The 19,130-nt window shown below is 64.9% G+C and carries 15 protein-coding genes; 6 read left to right on the forward strand and 9 right to left on the reverse strand.

Annotated elements, in window-relative coordinates; all coding sequences use genetic code 11:
* Window positions 1-39 precede the first annotated feature (39 nt).
* The 5 genes from LB558_RS22890 to LB558_RS22910 form a co-directional block, all read right to left on the reverse strand.
* The gene (locus LB558_RS22890) at window positions 40-1,122 is read right to left on the reverse strand and encodes a sensor histidine kinase (protein ID WP_224699613.1); all 1,083 of its coding nucleotides are present in this window, start codon (window positions 1,120-1,122) and stop codon (window positions 40-42) included.
* Window positions 1,123-1,325: 203 nt separating this feature from the next.
* Window positions 1,326-4,469 carry an efflux RND transporter permease subunit gene (locus LB558_RS22895; RefSeq protein WP_224699614.1) on the reverse strand — a complete coding sequence of 1,048 codons (3,144 nt, stop codon included), beginning with the start codon at window positions 4,467-4,469 and terminating at the stop codon, window positions 1,326-1,328.
* Between the two features lie 3 nt (window positions 4,470-4,472).
* On the reverse strand, window positions 4,473-5,747 hold the full coding sequence (locus LB558_RS22900; protein ID WP_318011659.1) for an efflux RND transporter periplasmic adaptor subunit: 1,275 nt from the start codon (window positions 5,745-5,747) through the stop codon (window positions 4,473-4,475).
* A 280-nt stretch (window positions 5,748-6,027) separates the two neighbouring features.
* Entirely contained in the window at window positions 6,028-6,228 is a 201-nt protein-coding gene (locus LB558_RS22905; RefSeq protein WP_127255703.1) for a hypothetical protein, read from the reverse strand.
* A gap of 141 nt (window positions 6,229-6,369) precedes the next feature.
* A complete protein-coding gene (locus LB558_RS22910; protein WP_224699615.1) occupies window positions 6,370-7,065 on the reverse strand; it encodes a hypothetical protein in 696 nt (231 codons plus the stop codon).
* Window positions 7,066-7,353: 288 nt separating this feature from the next.
* Here LB558_RS22910 and LB558_RS22915 point away from each other — a divergent pair, with 288 nt between their 5' ends.
* From LB558_RS22915 to LB558_RS22940, 6 genes are all read left to right on the forward strand, one after another.
* Entirely contained in the window at window positions 7,354-8,082 is a 729-nt protein-coding gene (locus tag LB558_RS22915; protein ID WP_224699616.1) for a response regulator, read from the forward strand.
* Entirely contained in the window at window positions 8,079-9,320 is a 1,242-nt protein-coding gene (locus LB558_RS22920; RefSeq protein ID WP_224699617.1) for an ATP-binding protein, read from the forward strand. Before LB558_RS22915 ends, LB558_RS22920 begins: the two co-directional genes overlap by 4 nt.
* A gap of 523 nt (window positions 9,321-9,843) precedes the next feature.
* Complete coding sequence (locus LB558_RS22925; protein ID WP_224699618.1) at window positions 9,844-11,013, forward strand: acyltransferase family protein; 1,170 nt, start codon at window positions 9,844-9,846, stop codon at window positions 11,011-11,013.
* Window positions 11,010-12,116, forward strand: coding sequence for a glycosyltransferase family 2 protein (locus LB558_RS22930; RefSeq protein ID WP_224699619.1), 1,107 nt, complete (start codon window positions 11,010-11,012; stop codon window positions 12,114-12,116). The genes LB558_RS22925 and LB558_RS22930 overlap by 4 nt, the downstream gene beginning before the upstream one ends.
* A 3-nt stretch (window positions 12,117-12,119) precedes the next feature.
* Entirely contained in the window at window positions 12,120-13,151 is a 1,032-nt protein-coding gene (locus LB558_RS22935) for a glycosyltransferase family 2 protein (RefSeq protein ID WP_224699620.1), read from the forward strand.
* Window positions 13,152-13,160: 9 nt separating this feature from the next.
* A complete protein-coding gene (locus LB558_RS22940) occupies window positions 13,161-14,945 on the forward strand; it encodes an ABC transporter ATP-binding protein (protein ID WP_224699621.1) in 1,785 nt (594 codons plus the stop codon).
* A gap of 286 nt (window positions 14,946-15,231) precedes the next feature.
* Here LB558_RS22940 and LB558_RS22945 read toward each other — a convergent pair whose 3' ends face one another.
* The 4 genes from LB558_RS22945 to minC form a co-directional block, all read right to left on the reverse strand.
* Window positions 15,232-16,698 carry a hypothetical protein gene (locus LB558_RS22945; protein WP_224699622.1) on the reverse strand — a complete coding sequence of 489 codons (1,467 nt, stop codon included), beginning with the start codon at window positions 16,696-16,698 and terminating at the stop codon, window positions 15,232-15,234.
* A gap of 337 nt (window positions 16,699-17,035) precedes the next feature.
* The gene (minE, locus tag LB558_RS22950) at window positions 17,036-17,308 is read right to left on the reverse strand and encodes a cell division topological specificity factor MinE (RefSeq protein WP_024501686.1); all 273 of its coding nucleotides are present in this window, start codon (window positions 17,306-17,308) and stop codon (window positions 17,036-17,038) included.
* Window positions 17,305-18,120, reverse strand: coding sequence for a septum site-determining protein MinD (gene minD, locus LB558_RS22955; RefSeq protein WP_024501687.1), 816 nt, complete (start codon window positions 18,118-18,120; stop codon window positions 17,305-17,307). Before minD ends, minE begins: the two co-directional genes overlap by 4 nt.
* 61 nt (window positions 18,121-18,181) lie before the next feature.
* On the reverse strand, window positions 18,182-18,976 hold the full coding sequence (gene minC, locus LB558_RS22960; protein WP_224699623.1) for a septum site-determining protein MinC: 795 nt from the start codon (window positions 18,974-18,976) through the stop codon (window positions 18,182-18,184).
* Window positions 18,977-19,130 lie beyond the last annotated feature (154 nt).

Below are 19,130 nucleotides of genomic sequence, written 5' to 3' on the forward strand. Positions count from 1 at the left end.
GATCCTCTAGGTGCGAGAGCGCAACGACGACGATACGCTTTAGGCGGCGGCAGCCGAGCGCTTGAAGACGATGGTGACCCTCGTGCCCTCGCCGGCGCTCGAATTGACGTCGAATTCCGCCTTGGCATTCTCTGTCAGTGAACGGGCGATCAGCGCGCCGAGCTTGCCGCTCTTGGGCCAGGTCTCGCCCTCCGGCAGACCGATGCCGTTATCGGCGATCACGATGCGGCAGCCATCGCCGTCAACGATGCTGTGCAGAGTGATCGTGCCGCCGTCGCGTCCCTGGAAGGCATGTTTGAGCGCATTGGTCAAAAGTTCATTCACCACCAGCCCGGTCGGCATGGCGACATTGATCGACACTGGATAGGTATCGACCTTCATATCGAGGCGGATGCCCTCGACAGCGTGCGAGTTCATCACCGCCGATGCGATCTGGCTGAGATAGACGCCAAGATCGACCTCATCCTTGTCGTCGTCCCCAGACAGCGTCTGGTAGAGGATGGCCAGCGCGTCGACGCGCCCCGCCAGCCTCTCGAAACGCTTCTGGTCCGGCTCGGCCGCGTTGCGCGTCTCCATCCGGATCAGCGCGGTGATCATCTGCAGATTGTTCTTCACCCGGTGCTGCAGTTCGCGCAGCAGCGTGTCCTTCTCGCGGATGCGCTCATCGATCGAACGCGCATCCTCCGTTTCGCCATGGGCCGAGACGTCGACCAGCGCCACCAGCCGGAAGCAGGCCTTGCCATGGTCGTCCTCGATGACGTTGGAATAGACGTCGACGATCGCCGGTTGGTCTTCCGTCCGCTCCAGCCGGAACGTGCCGACGAAATCGGTCTCCGCTATCACGGCCTCGGAGAGCGCCCGGTCCTTCTGATTGTGCAGGCCGGTGCCGGAAAGCGCCGCCCAGTGCTTCTCGGCGAGCGTCGCCGCCTTGAGGCCGGACAGCCTCTCGAATTCCGGGTTGGCATAGACGACACGCTCCTTCGAACCCAGGTCCGAGACCGCAATGGCGATCGGCACCTGATCGAGGAACTTCTTGAACTGTTCGCTCTCCAGCGCGCTGGCAAGGTCCGGCGTTTCGAGCAACTGCCCGACCGCTTCGGCCTTCTGTGGATCGGATGTCATCTATGGCGCCTGTACTATGCGTGGACGTCATCAATATCAGCCAAGCGACGCGCCCGCCATCACCAAAGCTGGAGGCGGCATTTTCACGCGCCGCATCGGCGATGAGCGGCGCATCCCGCGAGCAGGACAGCGGTAATCATAGGCGCAAGAAGCCGCCCCGCGGCCACCGAGCCACGTTCCAAACCTGTCATGTGAAGTTTTCCCTATTGCTGGTTGGCCGTCACCGGCGTCTCGCCCGTATCTGGTTTGGCCGCCCTGCCCTTGAAGATGCGTCGAACCGTGACGAACAATAGCGGCACCAGGAACACGCCGATCACGGTCGCCGCGATCATGCCGCCCATCACGCCGATGCCGACCGAGTTCTGCGCGCCCGAGCCGGCGCCGCTCGCAATCGCCAGCGGCAACACACCGAGGATAAAGGCCAGCGACGTCATCAGGATCGGCCGCAGCCTTTGTCGCGCCGCCTCCAGCGTCGCTTCGACAAGCCCCATCCCGGCGGTCTGCCGCTCGATGGCGAACTCGACGATGAGGATGGCGTTCTTGGCGGCAAGACCGATCGTGGTCAGCAGGCCGACCTTGAAATAGACGTCGTTGGACTGGCCGAACAGGCTTGCCGCCAGCAGCGCGCCGAAGATGCCGATCGGCACCGACAGCATGACCGCGAACGGGATCGACCAGCTCTCATAAAGTGCTGCCAGGCACAGGAACACCACAAGTGCCGAGATCGCATAGAGCGACAGCGCCTGGTTGCCGGAAAGCTTCTCCTGGTACGACAGCCCGGTCCATTCGTGCGAATAGCCGGCGGGCAGTTGCGCGACGAGCTTGTCGATCTCGTCCATGGCGGCGCCCGAACTGACGCCCGTGGCCGCCGAGCCCTGGATCTCGACCGCCGCCGAACCATTGTAGCGCTCCAGCCTGGGCGAGCCGAATGTCCAGTGGCTGGAGGCGAAGGCCGAGAACGGCACCATCGCCCCGCTGGCGTTGCGGACCTGCCATTTGTCCAGGTCTTCGGGCTGCATGCGGAAGTTCGGGTCCGACTGCAGATAGACCGGTTTCACCCGCCCGCGATCGATGAAGTCGTTGACGTAGTCGCTGCCCCAGGCGGTCGACAGCGTGTTGTTGATGTCGGCCAGGCTGACGCCCAGCGCGCTGGCCTTTTCCTGGTCGATGTCGACCGAGAATTGCGGCTGGTCTTCCTGGCCGTTGGGCCTTGTGTTGGCGAGCAGCTTGCTCTGCCCGGCCAGGGCCAGAAGCTGGTTGCGCGTCTGGATCAGCGCGTCATGGCCGGCGCCGTTGACGTCCTGCAGGTAGAAGTCGAAGCCATTGGTGTTGCCGAAGCCCTGGATGGCGGGAGGCGCAAGCGCGAAGACCTGCGCGTCCCTGATCTTCGAAAACGCGCCCATCGCGCGGCCGGCGATGGCCTGTGCGGCCGAAGCCGGCGATTTGCGCAGGTCGAAATCCTTCAGCCGCACGAAGGCGATGCCGACATTCTGCCCGGCGCCGCCGAAGCCGAAGCCGGAAGCGGTGAACACCCCGTCGACGACGTCCTTCTCCTGGTTGAGATAGTGGTCGGTCACTTCTGCCAGCACGCGCTCGGTGCGGTCCTGGGTCGCGCCGACCGGCAGCTGCACGCTGGTGATCAGGATGCCCTGGTCCTCTTCCGGCAGGAACGAACTCGGCAGCCGGGCAAACATCCAGCCCACGGCAACGACGATGGCAAGGAACACGACGAGGAAGCGCCAGGACCGGTTGATGATGCCATGCGAGCCGTCACGATAGGCAAGCGTACCGCGGTCGAAGACACGGTTGAACCAGCCGAACGGACCGGTCTGCGTCGCATGGTCCTTGGGCGGCCGCAGGATGGTGGCGCAAAGTGCGGGCGTCAGCACAAGGGCGACCAGCACGGACAGCACCATCGCCGAGACGATGGTCACCGAAAACTGCCGGTAGATGATGCCGGTCGAACCGCCGAAGAAAGCCATCGGCACGAACACGGCCGAAAGCACGGTGGCGATGCCGATCAGCGCGCCGGTGATTTCGTGCATCGACTTGCGCGTCGCCTCCTTCGGCGACAGGCCTTCCTCTTGCATCACGCGTTCCACATTCTCGACCACGACGATGGCGTCGTCGACCAAGAGGCCGATGGCGAGCACCATGGCGAACATGGTCAGCGTGTTGACGGAATAGCCGAACAGCGACAGCACGCCGAACGTGCCGAGCAGCACCACCGGCACGGCGATTGTCGGGATGATGGTGGCGCGCAAATTCTGCAGGAAGATGAACATCACCAGGAACACCAGCACGATCGCTTCGGCCAGCGTCTTGACCACCTCCTCGATCGACAGCCGCACGAAGGGCGAAGTGTCGTAGGGATAGACGACCTCGACGCCTTGCGGGAAGGTCGAGCTCAGCCGGGCGATCGTCGAGCGCACCGCCTCGGCGGTGTTGATGGCGTTTGCGCCGGTCGCCAAATTGACGGCGACGCCGGCCGCCGGCTTGCCGTTGTAATTGGCCTGCGTCGTGTAGCGTTCGGCGCCGAGTTCGACCGTGGCGACGTCGTTGAGGCGTACCAGCGAGCCGTCCGTCTGGCTCTTCAGGATGATGTTGCGGAACTGTTCGGCGGTCTGCAGCCGGCTCTTGGCCGTCACAGTGGCGTTGAGCTGCTGACCCTTGCGCGCCGGCAGGCCGCCGAGCTGGCCGGCTGAAACCTGCGTGTTCTGCGCCTCGATCGCCGAGGCAACGTCGCTCGGCATCAAGGCGTATTTGGCGAGCTTGTCGGGGTCGAGCCAGATGCGCATGGCATAGCCGGAGCCGAACAGCTGCGTCGAGCCGACACCCTCGACCCGCTTCAGCGTGTCGTTGACGGTGGCATCGACATAGTCGGCGAGATCGGTCGAGTTCATCTTGCCGTCGGTCGAGACGAAGCCGATGACCATCAGGAAGCCGGTCGAGGATTTGGAGACGGTGATGCCGTTGCTCTGCACCACCTGCGGCAGTTGGGACTGCACCAGCTGCAGCTTGTTTTGCGTCTGCACCTGGGCTGTATCGGGATCGGCTGATGTGGTGAAGGTCAGCGTGATCGAGGCCGACCCGGTCGAGGTCGACGTCGCCGTCATGTAGTCGAGATTGTCGATGCCGGTCATGCCTTGCTCGATGACCTTGGTCACCGAGTTCTCGACGGTCTGCGCGTCGGCGCCCGGATAGGTGGCGCTGATGTTGACCGTGGTCGGCGCGATCTGCGGATATTGCGAGATCGGCAGCGAGGTGAGCGCCAGAAGCCCGCCCAGCATGATCACGATGGCGATCACCCAGGCGAAGATCGGCCGGTTGATGAAGAATACGGACATCGCTCAGTTCCCGGTCGCGGCGGCAGGCGCCGGTTTGGTAGCGGTGGACGCGGCCGGTGCGGCGGACGTGCCCTGCCCGCGATCCTTGACCTCGCCGGTCGTCTCGTCGATCGTCACTTCGACGCCCGTTGCGTCGCCGCCGGGGCGCACCAATTGCATGCCCTCGACGATGACACGGTCGCCGTCGCCGACACCAGAATCCACCAGCCAGTTGTTGCCGACGCTGTTGCGGACAGTGAGCACCCGCGTCTCGACCTTGCCCTGCGCATTGATGACCATGGCCGTCGCCTCGCCCTTGGTGTTGCGGCTGACGGCGCGCTGCGGCACCAGGAAGCTGTTCTGGGCGACGCCCTCCTCGACCAGCGCCCGCACATACATGCCGGGCAAAAGCAGGCGGTCGGGATTGGGGAATTCGGCCCGCAGCGCGAAGGTGCCGGTGGTCTGGTCGACATTGGCGCCGGCGAATTCCAGCTTGCCGGTCTGCGTGTAGATGGTGCCGTTCTCGAGCTTCAGCTTGACGCTGACATTGGGGCCGCTGAACTTCAGCCGCCCTTCCGAGATGGCCTGGCGCAAATTGAGCAGGTTGGTGCTCGATTGCGTGACGTCGACATTGATCGGATCGAGCGAACGGATGGTGGTCAGCACAGTGTCCTGGTTGGCGGTGACCAACGCGCCGGGCGTCAACGTGGACTTGTCGATGCGGCCGGCGATCGGCGCTGTGATCGAGGTGCGGTCGAGGCTGATGCGCGCCGTCTCGGCGCTGGCCTTGGCCGACGCGACATCGGCTTGCGCCTGCGCCAGCGTGGCGGCGGCATCGTCATAATCCTGTTTGGAAACAACGTTCTGCTTCAACAGACCGGCATAGCGGTCGAACTTGGCCTGCGCCGTGGGCACCGCCGCTTGTGCCTTCTGCTGTGCGGCGACCGCGCTGTCATAGGATGCCTTGTAGCTCGCCGGATCGATGAGGTAGAGCGGCTGTCCAGCCGCCACCTCGCTGCCCTCCTTGAACAGGCGCTGCTGGATGATGCCGTTCACTTGCGGGCGCACCTCGGCAACCAGCGAGGCCGCCGTGCGTCCCGACAGTTCGGCCGTGATCGCCACAGATTGCGGATGCAAGGTGACGACGCCGACTTCCGGTTTGCCGGGCGCGCCCATACCGGCGGGGGCGCTGCTCTCCTGCGAGCAGGCCGCCAGCAAAAAGGTGGCGGCGGCGAACATCGCGACCCAGGGCGCCAGACGGCGTGGCGGCTGCGGAGACGGGATAGACTGGATAGACATGGACTGAATGATCTTTCGCTGGAGTTGCGTGCGCGGGCAATCGACCGCTTGGTCGAAGAATGCCGACCAATATCTTGACGGTGGGCCGCGCCGGTCTGCGGGCGGCGACGAGCAATGCTTCGAAGCGGCTCATGTCGCGCTCCTTCTCGGCGGCCGGAGCTGCTCGAAGGTCGAGTAGCTGGCCGCGATGCCCACCAACATCATTATGCCGATCAGCGAGGACATGCCAAGCGTCTTGCCCGAGTCCTGCGCGATCCAGAGTCCTGCGCGGTCCCGAGGTTCACGCGATCTTGCGGTCATGATCTGCGTGGTCATTTGGTGAGAGCGGAAGCGACAGCCGCCAGGCGGCGAAGTTCAGGCGGATCGCGCCCTTCAGCGTGTCGACCGGCAGGGCCAGCGGCATGCCTCGCCCGGCAGGCCCGAACGAGAGCCTCGGGCTGGCGGACGCGAGCAGCCGCAGCATGATCATGGCTTCCCACATTGTCGTGCTTCCATTGCATGGTTCGAACTGGACGTGATTGAAACGAGGGATGGCGGAGAAACGCCCGCCATCCCTCTAGAGAACCGGCCGGCCCGAGAACGGGTTGGGTACCGGGCCGGCCGGTGCAGTCGGTCAGAGTTATCAGTCGTTCCCGGGCTGGGGCGGGAGCTGCCTGCCATCGTTGGGCAGGCCTCTGGGGCCGGCTGCATCGTTCGGCGGGCCGCCCCAGGGACCGGGGGGTGATCCATGGGGACGTTCCGCCGAAGCGAGGATTTCGAGTTGCTCGGGCGTCAGCCTGGCGCGCAGTTCAACGATCGCCTCCTTCAGTCTGCCGGCCGAAACCGCACGGGCGGTAACGTCGTCCGCCAGCTTTTCCTGGAACGCGAAGGGATCGAGCTTGCCGCCGGGACCCGCCGCGTCGGGACCCTTCGCTTCAGGACCGCCGGAGCCACCTGGGCCGAGGTCGGGACCTGACGGCGAAAGCACCGCCTGCAGCGCGCTGGTATAGTCGCGCCAGGCGTCGAGTTGTTCGGTGCGGATGCCAACGCGGGTCTCCAGCGCGGCGAGCCGGGCGGCCAGCATGAATTCCGGCGGCGGACCCATGCGGCGGGGGCCGAAGCCTTCCGATCCAAAACCTCGCGGGCCAAAGCCCTGCGGACCATGCCGCATCGGCCCGTGCGGGCCGGGTCCGGCCATCGGGCCATGGTCGGGTCCATCCTGCATGGCAATGGCAGGTGGCGGCTCGCCAGGTCCGGCGCCGGGATCGGGCTGCGCTGCCAGCGCGGGGTGAATTGCGGCGACGGAAAACAGGCCGAGCGCAAGAAGTCTGCTTCGCATAAAGATGTTCCTTTCTCTCATGCTTCGGACAGTTCAGAGGATAGGAAGCGTCTTTGTCCGCTTCGCGTCGGCGTGTTGCCGAAGGTTTCCGCAAAAGGGCAATTTGTTTCCGAATGTTTCCCATGACCCGCCGGAAACGTTCGGTTGCAATTTTCCATGCCGCTTGGGCCCGGCTCTCCCTATAATCGCGGCAAGCCCCTGTAATCACGGCCCCCTGTAATCACGGCCCCCCGCAATCACGGGCCTCTATAATCATAGGCCTCTACAATCATCGGCAACGGCACGGTCATGCAGTCACAACCCCATATCCTCGTCGTCGACGACGACCGCGAGATCAGGACGCTTCTCCAGCGTTACCTTGACAGCCAGGGCTTTCGCGTCACGGCGGCGGCGGACCGGCGCGAATGCGAGCAACGGCTTGGCTCGGGCCAATTCGACCTGATCGTGCTCGACGTCATGCTGCCGGACGGCTCGGGGCTCGATATCTGCCGGGCCTTGCGCGACCGCAAGCCGCATATCCCGGTCATCCTGCTGACGGCACTGAAAGAAGATGTCGACCGCATCATCGGCCTGGAACTCGGCGCCGACGACTATCTCGGCAAGCCGTTCAACCCGCGTGAGCTCATTGCCCGCATCCGCGCCGTGCTCAGGCGTTCGACGCCCGAGGAGACGCCTGCGGCGCCGCGCGCCCGCATCTACCGCTTCGCCAGTTACAGGCTGGAGCCGGACACCCGCAAGGTGACAGATGCACAAGGCGTGGCCGTCGACCTCACCGGCGCCGAATTCGACCTGCTGCAGGTGTTTCTCGACCGCCCCGGCCGGCTTCTGTCGCGCGACCAGCTTCTCGACCTGACGCAAGGCCGCGAGCGTGACCCGCTGGAGCGTTCGGTCGATGTGCTGGTGAGCCGGCTGCGCCGCAAATTTTCCGACACCGGCGACGGGCCGTTGTTCAAGACCGTGCGCAATGGCGGCTACCAGCTCACCGCGCGCGTCGAGACTGTGGAGAGCCACGCGTGAATTCGCTGCGCCGGCGCCTCATCCTGCTGCTGGTCGCCTCGATCGTCGGCGTCGTCGGCCTGGCGACGGCAGCCGTCATCAGCGTGCGCGGTGGCGGGCCACCCCCGGAACTGACCGTGCCCTGGGTCGCCCAGCAGATGGAACTGGTGATGCGGCTCTTACCCGGCCCAATCCCGGACGTCCTGCAGGTGCAACTCACCGACCACCCGGCCGGCGGCAAGGTCGCTCGCCCTGAAACCGCGATGCTCAACGACGTCTTGCGCCGCCGGGGCTTCGACGTCCTGGCCATGGTCAGCGACAAGGCGAATGAACCCGGCCAGCTTGCATCGGTGCGCCTGCCCGACCATCGCTGGGCGATCATGGAGGTTCCCCACATCAATCCGCCAAGGCGCGAATGGCTGGTTCTGGCCGGCTGGATCTCGCTGATCGTCGCCGGCGCCACCGCCGTCTCCGTCTATTTCACCTCGGTGCTGATCCGCCCGCTCGAGATGCTGGAGGCCGCCGTCTCCAAGATCGGATCGGACGGCGTGCTGGCGGCGGTGCCGGAAGTGGGCTCGGCCGAGGTCAAGGCCACCGCGCATGCGCTGAACCAGCTCTCATCGCGGCTCAGGACCGCCATGGAAAGCCGAATGCGGCTGGTCGCCGCCGCCGGCCATGATCTGCGCACGCCGATGACGCGCATGCGGCTGCGCGCCGAATTCCTCGACGACGAACGCGACAAATGGCTTCACGACCTCGACGAACTCGACCGCATCGCCGACAGCGCCATCCGCCTGGTGCGCGAAGAGGTGAACCAGGACGCCGTCGAAGCGGTCGACCTGGCAAAGACGGTGCGCGATATCGAAGCCGAGATGGTGTCGCTCGGCCATGCCGTCTCTATCGGGCACCTGGACAGGGTTTGCGTGCGGGCCGGAGCGCTCGGCCTGCGTCGCGCCTTGCGCAACCTGATCGTCAACGCCGCCACCCATGGCAAGGCGTGCCGCATCGACCTGGCCCCAGCCGACAATCGCGCCGTGCTGACCATATCTGACCATGGCCCGGGCATTCCCCCGGAACTCCTGAACAAGGCGTTCGAGCCCTTCTTCCGCGTCGACCCCGGCCGCCTGCAATCCATCCCCGGAGCCGGTCTTGGCCTCGCCATCGCCAAGGAAATCATCGAGCGCTACGGAGGGACAGTAACGCTGGAAAACCGCCGGGGCGGCGGGCTGGAACAGAGGGTGGTGTTCGAGGCAGTGTGAGGGGCGTTACGTGCGAGTTCCCGTTGGACGGAATGCCTGCCTCAGAAACAGCGAGCCCTGCGGCGCAAGAAAAGGCGGCGACGATGCTGCATCGCGCAAGGCGAATGATTCCAACCCATTTTCTGCAGCCATGGCAACCCGTACAAATACACACTCCGGGATTTCGTGTGGTTTCACAAATGATTAGGCCTATCTTATTGCCTCAGCCCACGACGTCTCCCCAACCGGTCCAAGTGGGAATCTTTAGCGATTGCTCAAATAAGATTTCAGCCCGGTAGATTTTTTGTGTTGCGCCGCACAATGCGGTGGCCGAACCATTCCTTCGGGGGTTCGTTTGCGACTGGACATACGCTGTGGAGGATTCCGGCACGTTGACCAACCTGTGCTGTCAGTCCGTCGATTTCGAGCCCGGCCCGATCGGCCTCGCCGCGATTGGACGCGCAAAGCGCAGGTTTGACGGTGGCGGCGTCCTGGCGGCTCTCGTCCGCCTTGGCCTGCTTTCCGGAACGACAGGAAGCCGCTGATGGGAAGCGCCCGCGACATCCAACTTGATGCGTTGAGAGCCATCGCCGTGACGATGGTGTTGTATTCCCATTTCTTCGCCGCTGGAGGATCTTCATTCTGGGGCCATATCGGCGTGCGGCTGTTTTTTGTGCTGAGCGGCTTCCTCATCACGCGCCTGCTCCTGGAAGCGCGTTCGGCCGCCGAATTCGAGACCGGCCCCGCGCTGCGATCCTTCTATATCAGGCGAGGCTTGCGGATATTTCCGCCCTATTTTGCCGTCCTGGGTTTCGTATGGCTGGTCGACCTGGACCAATCCAGGGGATCGCTGGTCTGGCATGCGCTTTACCTGTCGAATTTCTGGTATGCGCTGCGCAATGACTGGAACCCTTGGGTGCTGTGCCATTTCTGGAGCCTGAGCATCGAGGAGCAGTTCTATCTTGCCTGGCCGCTGGTCGTCCTGCTGGCCCCGCGCCGCCGCTTCGAACAGATTTGCATCGGCGTTATCGCGCTGTCGCTGGCCTATCGCTTCTATTGGCCGATCACCGCCACGCCGGCGCTGGCGCGCGACCTGCTGCCGCCGGCATCCATGGATGCGCTGGCGACGGGCGCGCTGCTTGCCTGCTGGCGGTCCAGGGGTGCGGCCCTGCCGCAATGGATGCGGCTGGGCTGGCCTGCCTTCGCGGCAGCATTCCTTGTCATCGAATGGTTTGTGCCGGCGCCGGCCGATCCGATACTGGAATGGACCCACTGGCTGCTGCGGCAAGTCCTGCCCCTGGTGCCGCTGATGGCCATCGTCGCCGCCTGTTCGCGCGGCCTTGGCGGCACTCTGGGCAAGCTTGCCGAACTGCCGCCGCTGCTTGGCCTCGGCCGCATCAGCTACGGCGTCTATCTCTACCATCCGATATTGCTGTCGCTTGCCGTCAAGGCGCAACCCTGGATTCCGCTCAACGTCTCCGAGCAAGGGCCAGGGCGATTCCTGGTCGCGGGCGTCGCCACGATTGTCGCGGCTTGGATTTCCTGGGTGGTTTTCGAAAGGCCGCTCAACAGCCTGAAGCGCCACTTCCCTTATGTCGCGCGCACCCGCTCCGCACAGGGCAGCCATGGCGGCTGGCTCGCGACGGCGGCCGGCGGATCGCCCGATGGCCGCACACCGGCGCTCGAACTCCAGCGCACGGATGCAAGACGATGACCGCCGCGCCGCTCGTCTCCGTCCTGTTGCCGGCCTACAATGCCGGTCCCTATCTCGCCGCCGCGCTGGGAAGCATCCTGCGGCAGGATTACGGCCGCCTGGAGATCATCGCGATCGATGACGGCTCGACCGACAATTCGCTCGAGATACTCGAGCGATGCCAAAAGGCCGACAGCCGCATTTCGATCATCTCGCGCGAAAACCGCGGCCTTGTCGCGACGCTCAACGAAGGGCTGGCGGTCGCCCGGGGCGAACTCGTCGCGCGGATGGACGCCGACGACGTCGCCTATCCCTGGCGTTTGTCGCGCCAGGTGGCGCTGTTCGAGCGGCGGCCCGAACTGGGCTTTTGCGGCGCCGGCGTCGACATGTTGATCCGCGGCCGCATCGCCATCGGCAGGCCCGATCCGGTGTTCCAGTTCGGCCGCATCCCTGTATTGGCGATGTTCTTCACGATCTTCATGCACCCGACGGTCGTCTACAACAGGAAGGTCGTCGACGACGGCGTTCTCCACTACGACCAGACCTACAGGCACGCCGAGGACTTCGATCTTTTCCGGCGGCTGGCCGGCCGTTACCCGGCAGCCTTGATGCCCGAAAACCTGGTCGTCTACCGCGTCCACGAGGCAAGCGTGACCAGCCGGCACGTCAAGGAGATGCGCAGGACGCATTTGCGGATCGTGGCTGAGAACCTCGAGCGCGAGGGCCTGGCGCAGGCCACGCGGGACCTGCGCGACATTGGCGATGCAGTCAGCCACGACACCGTCGCCCGCGCGGCCAGCTTCATCGTCGCGCTGGAGGAGGAAATCCGCTCTCTGCCGGCGGCGACGCGGCCGAGCTTCGAGGCCGGCGCGCTTAACCTGTTCTATTTCCTCTACCAGCTCGTGGCCGACGAAAAGCAGCCCGCGCTGACGCATGAATTGCTGACCCGGACCGCGAAATGGAACGTCATCCGGCGCCGCGAACAATATGCGCTGCGGCCCGGCGCCTGGGCGCCCTGGCTCAGCCTCGCCTCGCTGTCGGCCGCCAGGCAAGCCGATGCGATGGCATATTTCTTCAAATCCGCGCCCGCCGCGGCTGTTCTGGCACCTTATCAGGCGGGCTGAGGGATGATCGTCAAAGCCAACCAACCTCTGCAGCGCCATTCGGTGGCGCCCGATCCTGCGCCGATCGGTCGCGACCGCGACCGGTCGACGCCGGAAGTCAGCTTCATCATCTGCACGCGCAACCGCGTCGCCGTGCTCGATGCCTGCATCAAGTCGGTGCAAGCCGCGTGCCGCGCACATGCCGGATTCGCCGCCGAACTCGTGGTTGTCGACAACGGTTCGAGCGACCGCACGGCCGAACGCCTGGCCAGCATCGCCGCTGCGTCGGACATTCCGTTCACGCCCGTTTGCGAGCCGCGCGGCGGGCTGGCGGCTGCGCGCAACGCCGGGCTGAGGCGCGCGCGCGGCCGTGTGCTGGTCTTCGTCGACGATGATTGCGCGGTCCATCGCGACTATTTGCGCGATCTGGAGCGACACTATGCGTCCGGGGAACAATGGCTCATCCGGGGCGGCCGTGTCGAGCTTGGCGATGCCAGGGATTTGCCGTTCACCATCAAGCGGTCGTGGGCGCGCGAGCGGCTGACGCCGGATGTTCATCCCGGCGGTTTCGTGCTGGGCTGCAACATGACGATGCACCGCGATGTCGCGGCCCGCATCGGCTATTTCGACGAACGTTTCGGCGCCGGCGGACCATTGCGGTCGGCCGAGGATACCGATTACCTCGTGCGCGCCATGCTGCTCGGCATCGCGGTCGAGTATGTGCCTGACATGACGATATTCCATCATCACGGCCGGCGGGATCGCAAAGCCATCGAGAAGCTGCACCGCGACTACAGCCTGGGCAATGGCGGGCTCTGCCTGAAGCATGTTCGCCACGCGCCCTGGCTGCTTCGCCATTTCTATTGGGCCGCAAGAGGGGCTATCAGGGAATTGGCGGGAGGACCCGCCTTCGATCGTGAACTCAACCTGCCGCACTGGCCGATCGTCGCCATGAATTTGCTCGGCGCGGCCAGGTTCGCTGTTCTCCTACTGGCCAGACGGCCGCGGACCGAGCCGGTGCGGCAAGATCAGCAAGCCAATGCCCAGGCGAGGTGAAACGCAATAATGCCAATGCTGCCGCCAAACCTGCCGATGCTGTTCCGGGCGTTCGGAAAGCGGCAACTGCGCCTGCTGCCGGCGGTGGTGGTTCTCGGCCTGGTCAGCGCCGTCCTCGAAGGGTTCGGCATCGGCCTGATCATCCCGTTGCTGGGCATCATCATGGGACACGGGGATGCGGCCGGAATGGCAGGCTTCTCCGCCGTCCTCCAGCACGTCGGATCGGGCTTGAGCGAGCGCGACCGGCTGGTCGTCATTTCGGTCGCCATCCTCGGCTCGATCGTCCTGAAGAACGTCTTCGCCTTCGCCAACACGCTGCTGACGACCTTCATCTCCGGCAAGGCAAGTCACTCGATCCGCAGCGCCTTGTCGGAGCAGCTGTTGCGGGTCGGCTACCCGTTCTTCCTGCGGCAGAGCCCCGGACGCCTGCTCAACATCATCTCCAACGAATCCTGGCGGGCCTCCGATGCGATCCAGATCATGCTGTCGGCCATCGTCAGCGCATCGGCCGCCATTATCCTCTTGGCTTTCCTGCTGCTGCTTTCGTGGCGCATGACGCTTTTGGTCACGCTTGGACTGGCGCTCGTCCAGATCGCGCACGCCATCCTCTCGGCCAATCTGAAGGAGCCCAGCCGCAGCGTCGCTTCGCGCAACGGCCACCTCGCCTCGCAGATGCTCCACCTTGTGCATGCCGGACGGCTGATCCGCATCTTCGGACAGGAGAACCGGGAGAAGGCGATATTCGACACGGCGTCAGATGCGGTTCGCCGCGCTTCCTTCGCCCTGCTCGTGCGCCAGGGAGCGCTGCCGCCGCTGACGGAGGTTCTCCACGCCATGCTGTTCCTGGCGGTGGTGATCGGCGCCTGGCTGGCGCAGGTGAGTTTCCCGCTGATCATCGCCTTCGTCATCCTGCTCTACAGGCTGCAGCCGCATATGCGGGCCCTGCAAGGATCGTGGAGCCAGTTGCAGGGCCTGAGTGGATCGCTCGAAGAGGTGACATGGCTGCTGGATCCCACCGGCAAGCCGCAACCGCCGCAAGGCGACGAACCATTCCACGGCCTGCGCCAAGGCATCAAGTTCGACGATGTGACGTTCACCTATTCCGGTACAGACCGGCGTGAAGTGGTGCTGCATGCGGCGACATTCGAAATCCGCGGTGGCCGCTCGACGGCGCTGATCGGCCGCTCGGGCGCCGGCAAGACGACCATCGTCAATCTCCTGTGCCGCTTCGTCGAACCGGACACCGGCAGCATCCTCGTCGATGGATCGCCGCTCGACCGGATCGACGCCGGCCAGTGGCGCCGCCACATCGCCCTGGCCAGCCAGGAACTGGAGCTGGTGGACGGCAGCATTTTTGAAAACATAACCTACGGGCAGGACGCGGCGACAGCCGGCGACGCCGAAGCTGCCGCAAGACTGGCCGAAGCGCATGAATTCATCGAAAGGCTGCCTCAGGGCTATGAGACGCTGGTTGGCTACAGGGGCGTCAATCTGTCGGCGGGACAGAGGCAGCGGATCGCCTTGGCGAGAGCCCTGGTCCGCGATCCCGATCTCCTCATCCTGGACGAAGCCACCAACGCGGTGGACGGGCTGTCGGAAGCGGCCATCGTCGAGACCCTGAAGTCGAGAGCCGGCCGCCGCACGACCATCGTCATCAGCCATCACCACAGCACCATCTCGTTCTGCGACGACGTGGTGATCCTGAGCGGCGGCCGGGTGAAAAAGCAGGCCCCTTTCGGCGCCCTGGCATCGCTCAGCATGGACGAGCTCTACCAGCACGAACCGCTCGACTGAGAAGGCACCGGGCCAGCCCGCGATCGTTTCCCGGGCGTGTCTGCAGGCTCCAGCCGGCGGGTCGTCGAAGCGTTCGAATCAGGAGCCCGGGGAAGTGCCGCTGGCACCTTCCGTGATCGCACCAATGCCGTGCGGAACCGAGGCGCGCTACCTTGTCTGTGCGGCGGACCTGTCGATCCGCCTGGCCGGTGCCCCATTGGGCTTACTCTCCGGGTGAGGTGCCGGCCTCCCATGCACCATACAAAGACCTGAAGCGGGTCCCTGAAGCCCTTCAGCGCCACACGTTTTACGAAGCGGCGCCGACATTCCTGCCGATGCGCCGCCTGCCCGTCGTCCGTGCTTTCTTCGTCATCGCCCCGGCTATCTCGACCACGCCGTCCTCGTGCGGCCTGCCATTGGTGGCCTTGTGGAGCCGCTCATAGGGCAGCAGTTCCTTGATCCGGGCATTGAGCGAGGCGATTTCGGCTTTGAGGTCCTCGCACTCCTGACTCTGCACGTCGAACTGTATCTGTTCGGACGCCTGTTGCAGCGTCAGCTGAGAAAGATTGGCGTTCACCCTGGAAAGACTCATCTTGTCGCTTTCGTTCTCCTGGGTCAGTGCGGACAATCTTTCATCGGCGATTTTCTTTTCGGCCAGGGCATCGTTCAGCTCGCTCTTGAGCCTGGCGATTTCCCCGGCGGCTTCGCTGTTTTCGGTCGACACCTGTTCCAGCCGCGATTGCAGGTTCTGGATCTCCGAGCTCAACCCACGCATTTCCGCCTGGCTGCGAGCCAACTCGGCTTCCTTGTCGCCTTCCATCATGCGGGCGGCTTCGGCCGTTTCCGATAGTTTCACCTGTGCGGCCTCGAGCGACTTCTGGAGCCGTATCTCCTCTTTCTCGCTCTTGCCGAGCGCGGCCAGCAGCTCCGCCAGCCGCGCCGCTTCGCTGGCATGGATCGTCGAGAGCTCGTCGAGCCTATGGCGCGCCTGCGATTCCCGCTTCAGCGCCTTGTCGAGTTCGAGAGACAGGTTGACGTGCTTTTCGCGCAGCATCTTGCTTTCGCGCAAGCGCCTGTTGGCCTCGACCGTCCTGGCGGTCAGCCGCTTGGCGATGTCGCCGAACTCCGCTTCGCGCTTGGCGCTCGCATTGGCTGTCTCCACCAGTTCCAGCCTCACCGCGGCAAGTGCCGCACGAAGCGTCTCCCGGTCCTGAACCAGGCTTGTCTCGCGCTGCTGCAGCGCTTCGAACGCGCCGTCGCGCTCGCGCAACTTTCTCGTCGCATCGTGCAGCTTCTCCGACAGCGCCCTCTGTTCGGCGGCCAGGGCGGCATTTGCAACCTCCAGCTCGTTGGCGCGCAGGATGTCGCTGTGCAGGATGTTGAGGAATTCACGCGTCAAATGGTGCGAGGTGCCGATTTCCGACAGCTTGTCGTTGATCTCCTCCAGATAGTCCCTGGCGTCATGGAAGAGACCCTCGAAGGCGCTCAAGGCAGCCAGCCGGGTCTGTGTATGGGCGGTCAGTCGTGGCGCGGTTTCGGAACTCTCCGCAGCGCCCGCAGCGTCTGCATTCCTGGCATTGTCGTCATTTGCCGCATCGGCCTGGGGTGGCCCGTCATCGGGTGCCGCCTGGGCATCCGGCACATCGTCGCTCCCTGGCGGCGCCAGGTCGTCGGCGTCGAGACTGGCGTCCAGCGCGTCCGCCAAATCGATCTGCAGGTCCTGGATCGCTTTATCCACGTCTTCAGCACGCTTGATCAGGCCTCTGAAGTTCATCACCAAACTCCCCTTACGCATACCTCGCTTCGAACTTAACAAATTGCTAATATATCTTTACATCCGCTGCTCGCGCAGGGGAAGCCCCGTCGGCACAAAGGTAAATTTGGGACATTTTGGGGGTTTGGATGGCGCGAGCGACGCGCGCGGCCTGGTTCCTCGTCCCCACGGAGTGGGGGAGAGGTGGCTCGGGCGAAGCCCGAGGCGGAGCGGGGGAATGGCTCGGCCTCAATGAATTCAGAAGGAACCCGCCAGCGTCGCGCTGCCCCCTCTCCGCCTCGCTACGCAAGGCACCTCTCCCCCGCTTTGCGGGGGCGAGGAAAAAAGCAGCGGCGCCTCACCCCGCCATGGCCAGCGGCACGGCGCTCTTGTTGGGGATCTGGATGTCGATTTCCAGCGTCGACATGGTCTCGCCGCGGTCCATCGAGACCTGGAGATAGTCCTGGTCGATCTGCACATGCTTGGCGATGACGGCCATGATCTCCTCGCGCAGGATGGAGACGAGGTCGGGCTGGCTGCGGTTGCGGCGCTCGTAGGCGAGCAGCACTTGCAGCCGCTCGCGCGCCACCGGGGCGCTGGAGCGCCGCTTGAAGATGTCGAGCAGGTTCATGCCGCCCTCCTTCCCAAAAGACGATCGAGGAAGCCCTTGCGCTCGAAGGGCACGATGACGGGCAATTCCTCGCCCTCCAGCCGCCTGGCGGCGTCGATATAGGCCTTGGCAGCTGTGTTGAGCGGCTCCGACAGCGTCACCGGCGAACCGAGGTTGGAGGCGCGCAGCACATCCTGGCTTTCCGGAATGATGCCGAGCAGCGGCACCGACAGGATTTCCAGCACGTCGTCGATCGACAGCATTTCGCCACGCGAGGCGCGCGCCGCGTCGTAGCGCGTCACCAGCACATGCTTGGCGATCTGCTCGCCCTGCTCGGCGCGCAAGGTTCGGGCATCGAGCAGGCCGATGATGCGATCGGAATCGCGCACCGACGACACTTCCGGGTTGGTGACGATGACCGCCTCGTCGGCAAAGCGCATGGCGAGCTGCGCGCCGCGCTCGATGCCGGCCGGGCTGTCGCAGAACACGTAGTCGAACACCGAGCGCAGCTTGTCGATGACTTCGCCGACGCCCTCCTCGGTCAGCGCATCCTTGTCGCGCGTCTGCGAGGCCGGCAGCAGGAACAGCGTCTCGACCCGCTTGTCGCGGATCAGCGCCTGCGAGAGTTTCGCCTGGCCCTGGATGACGTTGACGAGGTCGAACACCACCCGCCGCTCGGCGCCCATGATCAGGTCGAGGTTGCGCAGGCCGACGTCAAAGTCAACCAAGGCCACCTTCTTGCCGGTCTTGGCCACGGCCGCCCCGAGGGCCGCCGTCGAGGTCGTCTTGCCGACGCCCCCCTTGCCCGAGGTGACCACCACTACCTTGCCCATTGAATAGCCTCCGTTGTTGTTGTTTTCTTGGTCGAGCGGCCCGGCCGCCCAGTATCGAATGTCAGCTCAGCGTCGAAACCCGCAAAGCGTCGCCGTCGAGAAACGCCTGCACCGGCTTGCCGCGCGAAACCCCTTCCATCTCTTCGGCGGTGACGTACCAGCCGTCGACAGCCAGAAGCTCCGCCTCGTTCTTGCGGCAGAAGATGCGCGCGCCCCTGTTGCCCAGCGCACCCGCCGAGGCGCGCCCGCGCAGCGTGCCGTAGACATGGATCGAACCCGCCGCGATGATCTCCGAACCGGACGCGACCGAGCCGAGCACGATGACATCGCCATGCGGATGCACGACCGCCTGGCCCGAGCGGATCGGCGCTTTGATCATCAGCGTGCCCGAAGCCTCCTGCGCAACCTGCGGCTCGCTATCGCCCGCCTTGCTTGCGTCAACCTTGCCGCCCTTGTCGGGGCCGGCTTCAGGCGCCCTGCCCTCGGCCCTGTCGAAACTCTCCGCCCGCGCCTCGCGGGGCAGCAACCCATCCGTCGTCGCCTCCTTGGCGCCGACCAGCACCGGCGGCAGGTTGGGCTCGAGTGCGGTGTGGCCGTCGAGCTCGATGGCGTAGATGCGGATGCCGCGATGGCCAAGCACGTCGACCAGCGATTCGATCGCGGCGACGTCGGGCTTCAGCGTGTTGAGATCAAGCACCACCGGGCGGCCGGCAAAATAGCCCGGCGAGTTGCCGATCCAGTGGTCCAACCCCTCCAGCCAGGCCGCCAAGGGTGCCTCCGGCGTCAGCGTGAAAGCGACGAAAGAGCGGGCGCGAAAGCGAATGGATTTGGCCTCGAGGGGGGCGGCAAAGGTCACGGCTGGCGAATCCTTACTGAGAGGTAAACGCTAGCGAGGGAATGGTTAACGAATGGTTAATGCGAGGGGATAGGAGAGGGGTTGGAACGGCAGGCCTGACAGCCTCGCGCCGGCGCCGCGCGGCGCGTTGGAGGGGCGAACACACCCGATGGTT

Source organism: Mesorhizobium sp. CO1-1-8, from assembly GCF_020164875.1.
In the GTDB taxonomy this organism is placed as follows: Bacteria; Pseudomonadota; Alphaproteobacteria; order Rhizobiales; family Rhizobiaceae; genus Mesorhizobium.

Excerpts from the sequence above, each read along its gene's own strand:
- LB558_RS22890 (WP_224699613.1), bottom strand. The coding sequence starts at position 1,122 with ATGACATCCGATCCACAGAAGGCCGAAGCGGTCGGGCAGTTGCTCGAA.
- LB558_RS22895 (WP_224699614.1), bottom strand. The coding sequence starts at position 4,469 with ATGTCCGTATTCTTCATCAACCGGCCGATCTTCGCCTGGGTGATCGCC.
- LB558_RS22900 (WP_318011659.1), bottom strand. The coding sequence starts at position 5,747 with ATGTCTATCCAGTCTATCCCGTCTCCGCAGCCGCCACGCCGTCTGGCG.
- LB558_RS22905 (WP_127255703.1), bottom strand. The coding sequence starts at position 6,228 with ATGTGGGAAGCCATGATCATGCTGCGGCTGCTCGCGTCCGCCAGCCCG.
- LB558_RS22910 (WP_224699615.1), bottom strand. The coding sequence starts at position 7,065 with ATGCGAAGCAGACTTCTTGCGCTCGGCCTGTTTTCCGTCGCCGCAATT.
- LB558_RS22915 (WP_224699616.1), top strand. The coding sequence starts at position 7,354 with ATGCAGTCACAACCCCATATCCTCGTCGTCGACGACGACCGCGAGATC.
- LB558_RS22925 (WP_224699618.1), top strand. The coding sequence starts at position 9,844 with ATGGGAAGCGCCCGCGACATCCAACTTGATGCGTTGAGAGCCATCGCC.
- LB558_RS22930 (WP_224699619.1), top strand. The coding sequence starts at position 11,010 with ATGACCGCCGCGCCGCTCGTCTCCGTCCTGTTGCCGGCCTACAATGCC.
- LB558_RS22935 (WP_224699620.1), top strand. The coding sequence starts at position 12,120 with ATGATCGTCAAAGCCAACCAACCTCTGCAGCGCCATTCGGTGGCGCCC.
- LB558_RS22940 (WP_224699621.1), top strand. The coding sequence starts at position 13,161 with ATGCCAATGCTGCCGCCAAACCTGCCGATGCTGTTCCGGGCGTTCGGA.
- LB558_RS22945 (WP_224699622.1), bottom strand. The coding sequence starts at position 16,698 with ATGAACTTCAGAGGCCTGATCAAGCGTGCTGAAGACGTGGATAAAGCG.
- minE (WP_024501686.1), bottom strand. The coding sequence starts at position 17,308 with ATGAACCTGCTCGACATCTTCAAGCGGCGCTCCAGCGCCCCGGTGGCG.
- minD (WP_024501687.1), bottom strand. The coding sequence starts at position 18,120 with ATGGGCAAGGTAGTGGTGGTCACCTCGGGCAAGGGGGGCGTCGGCAAG.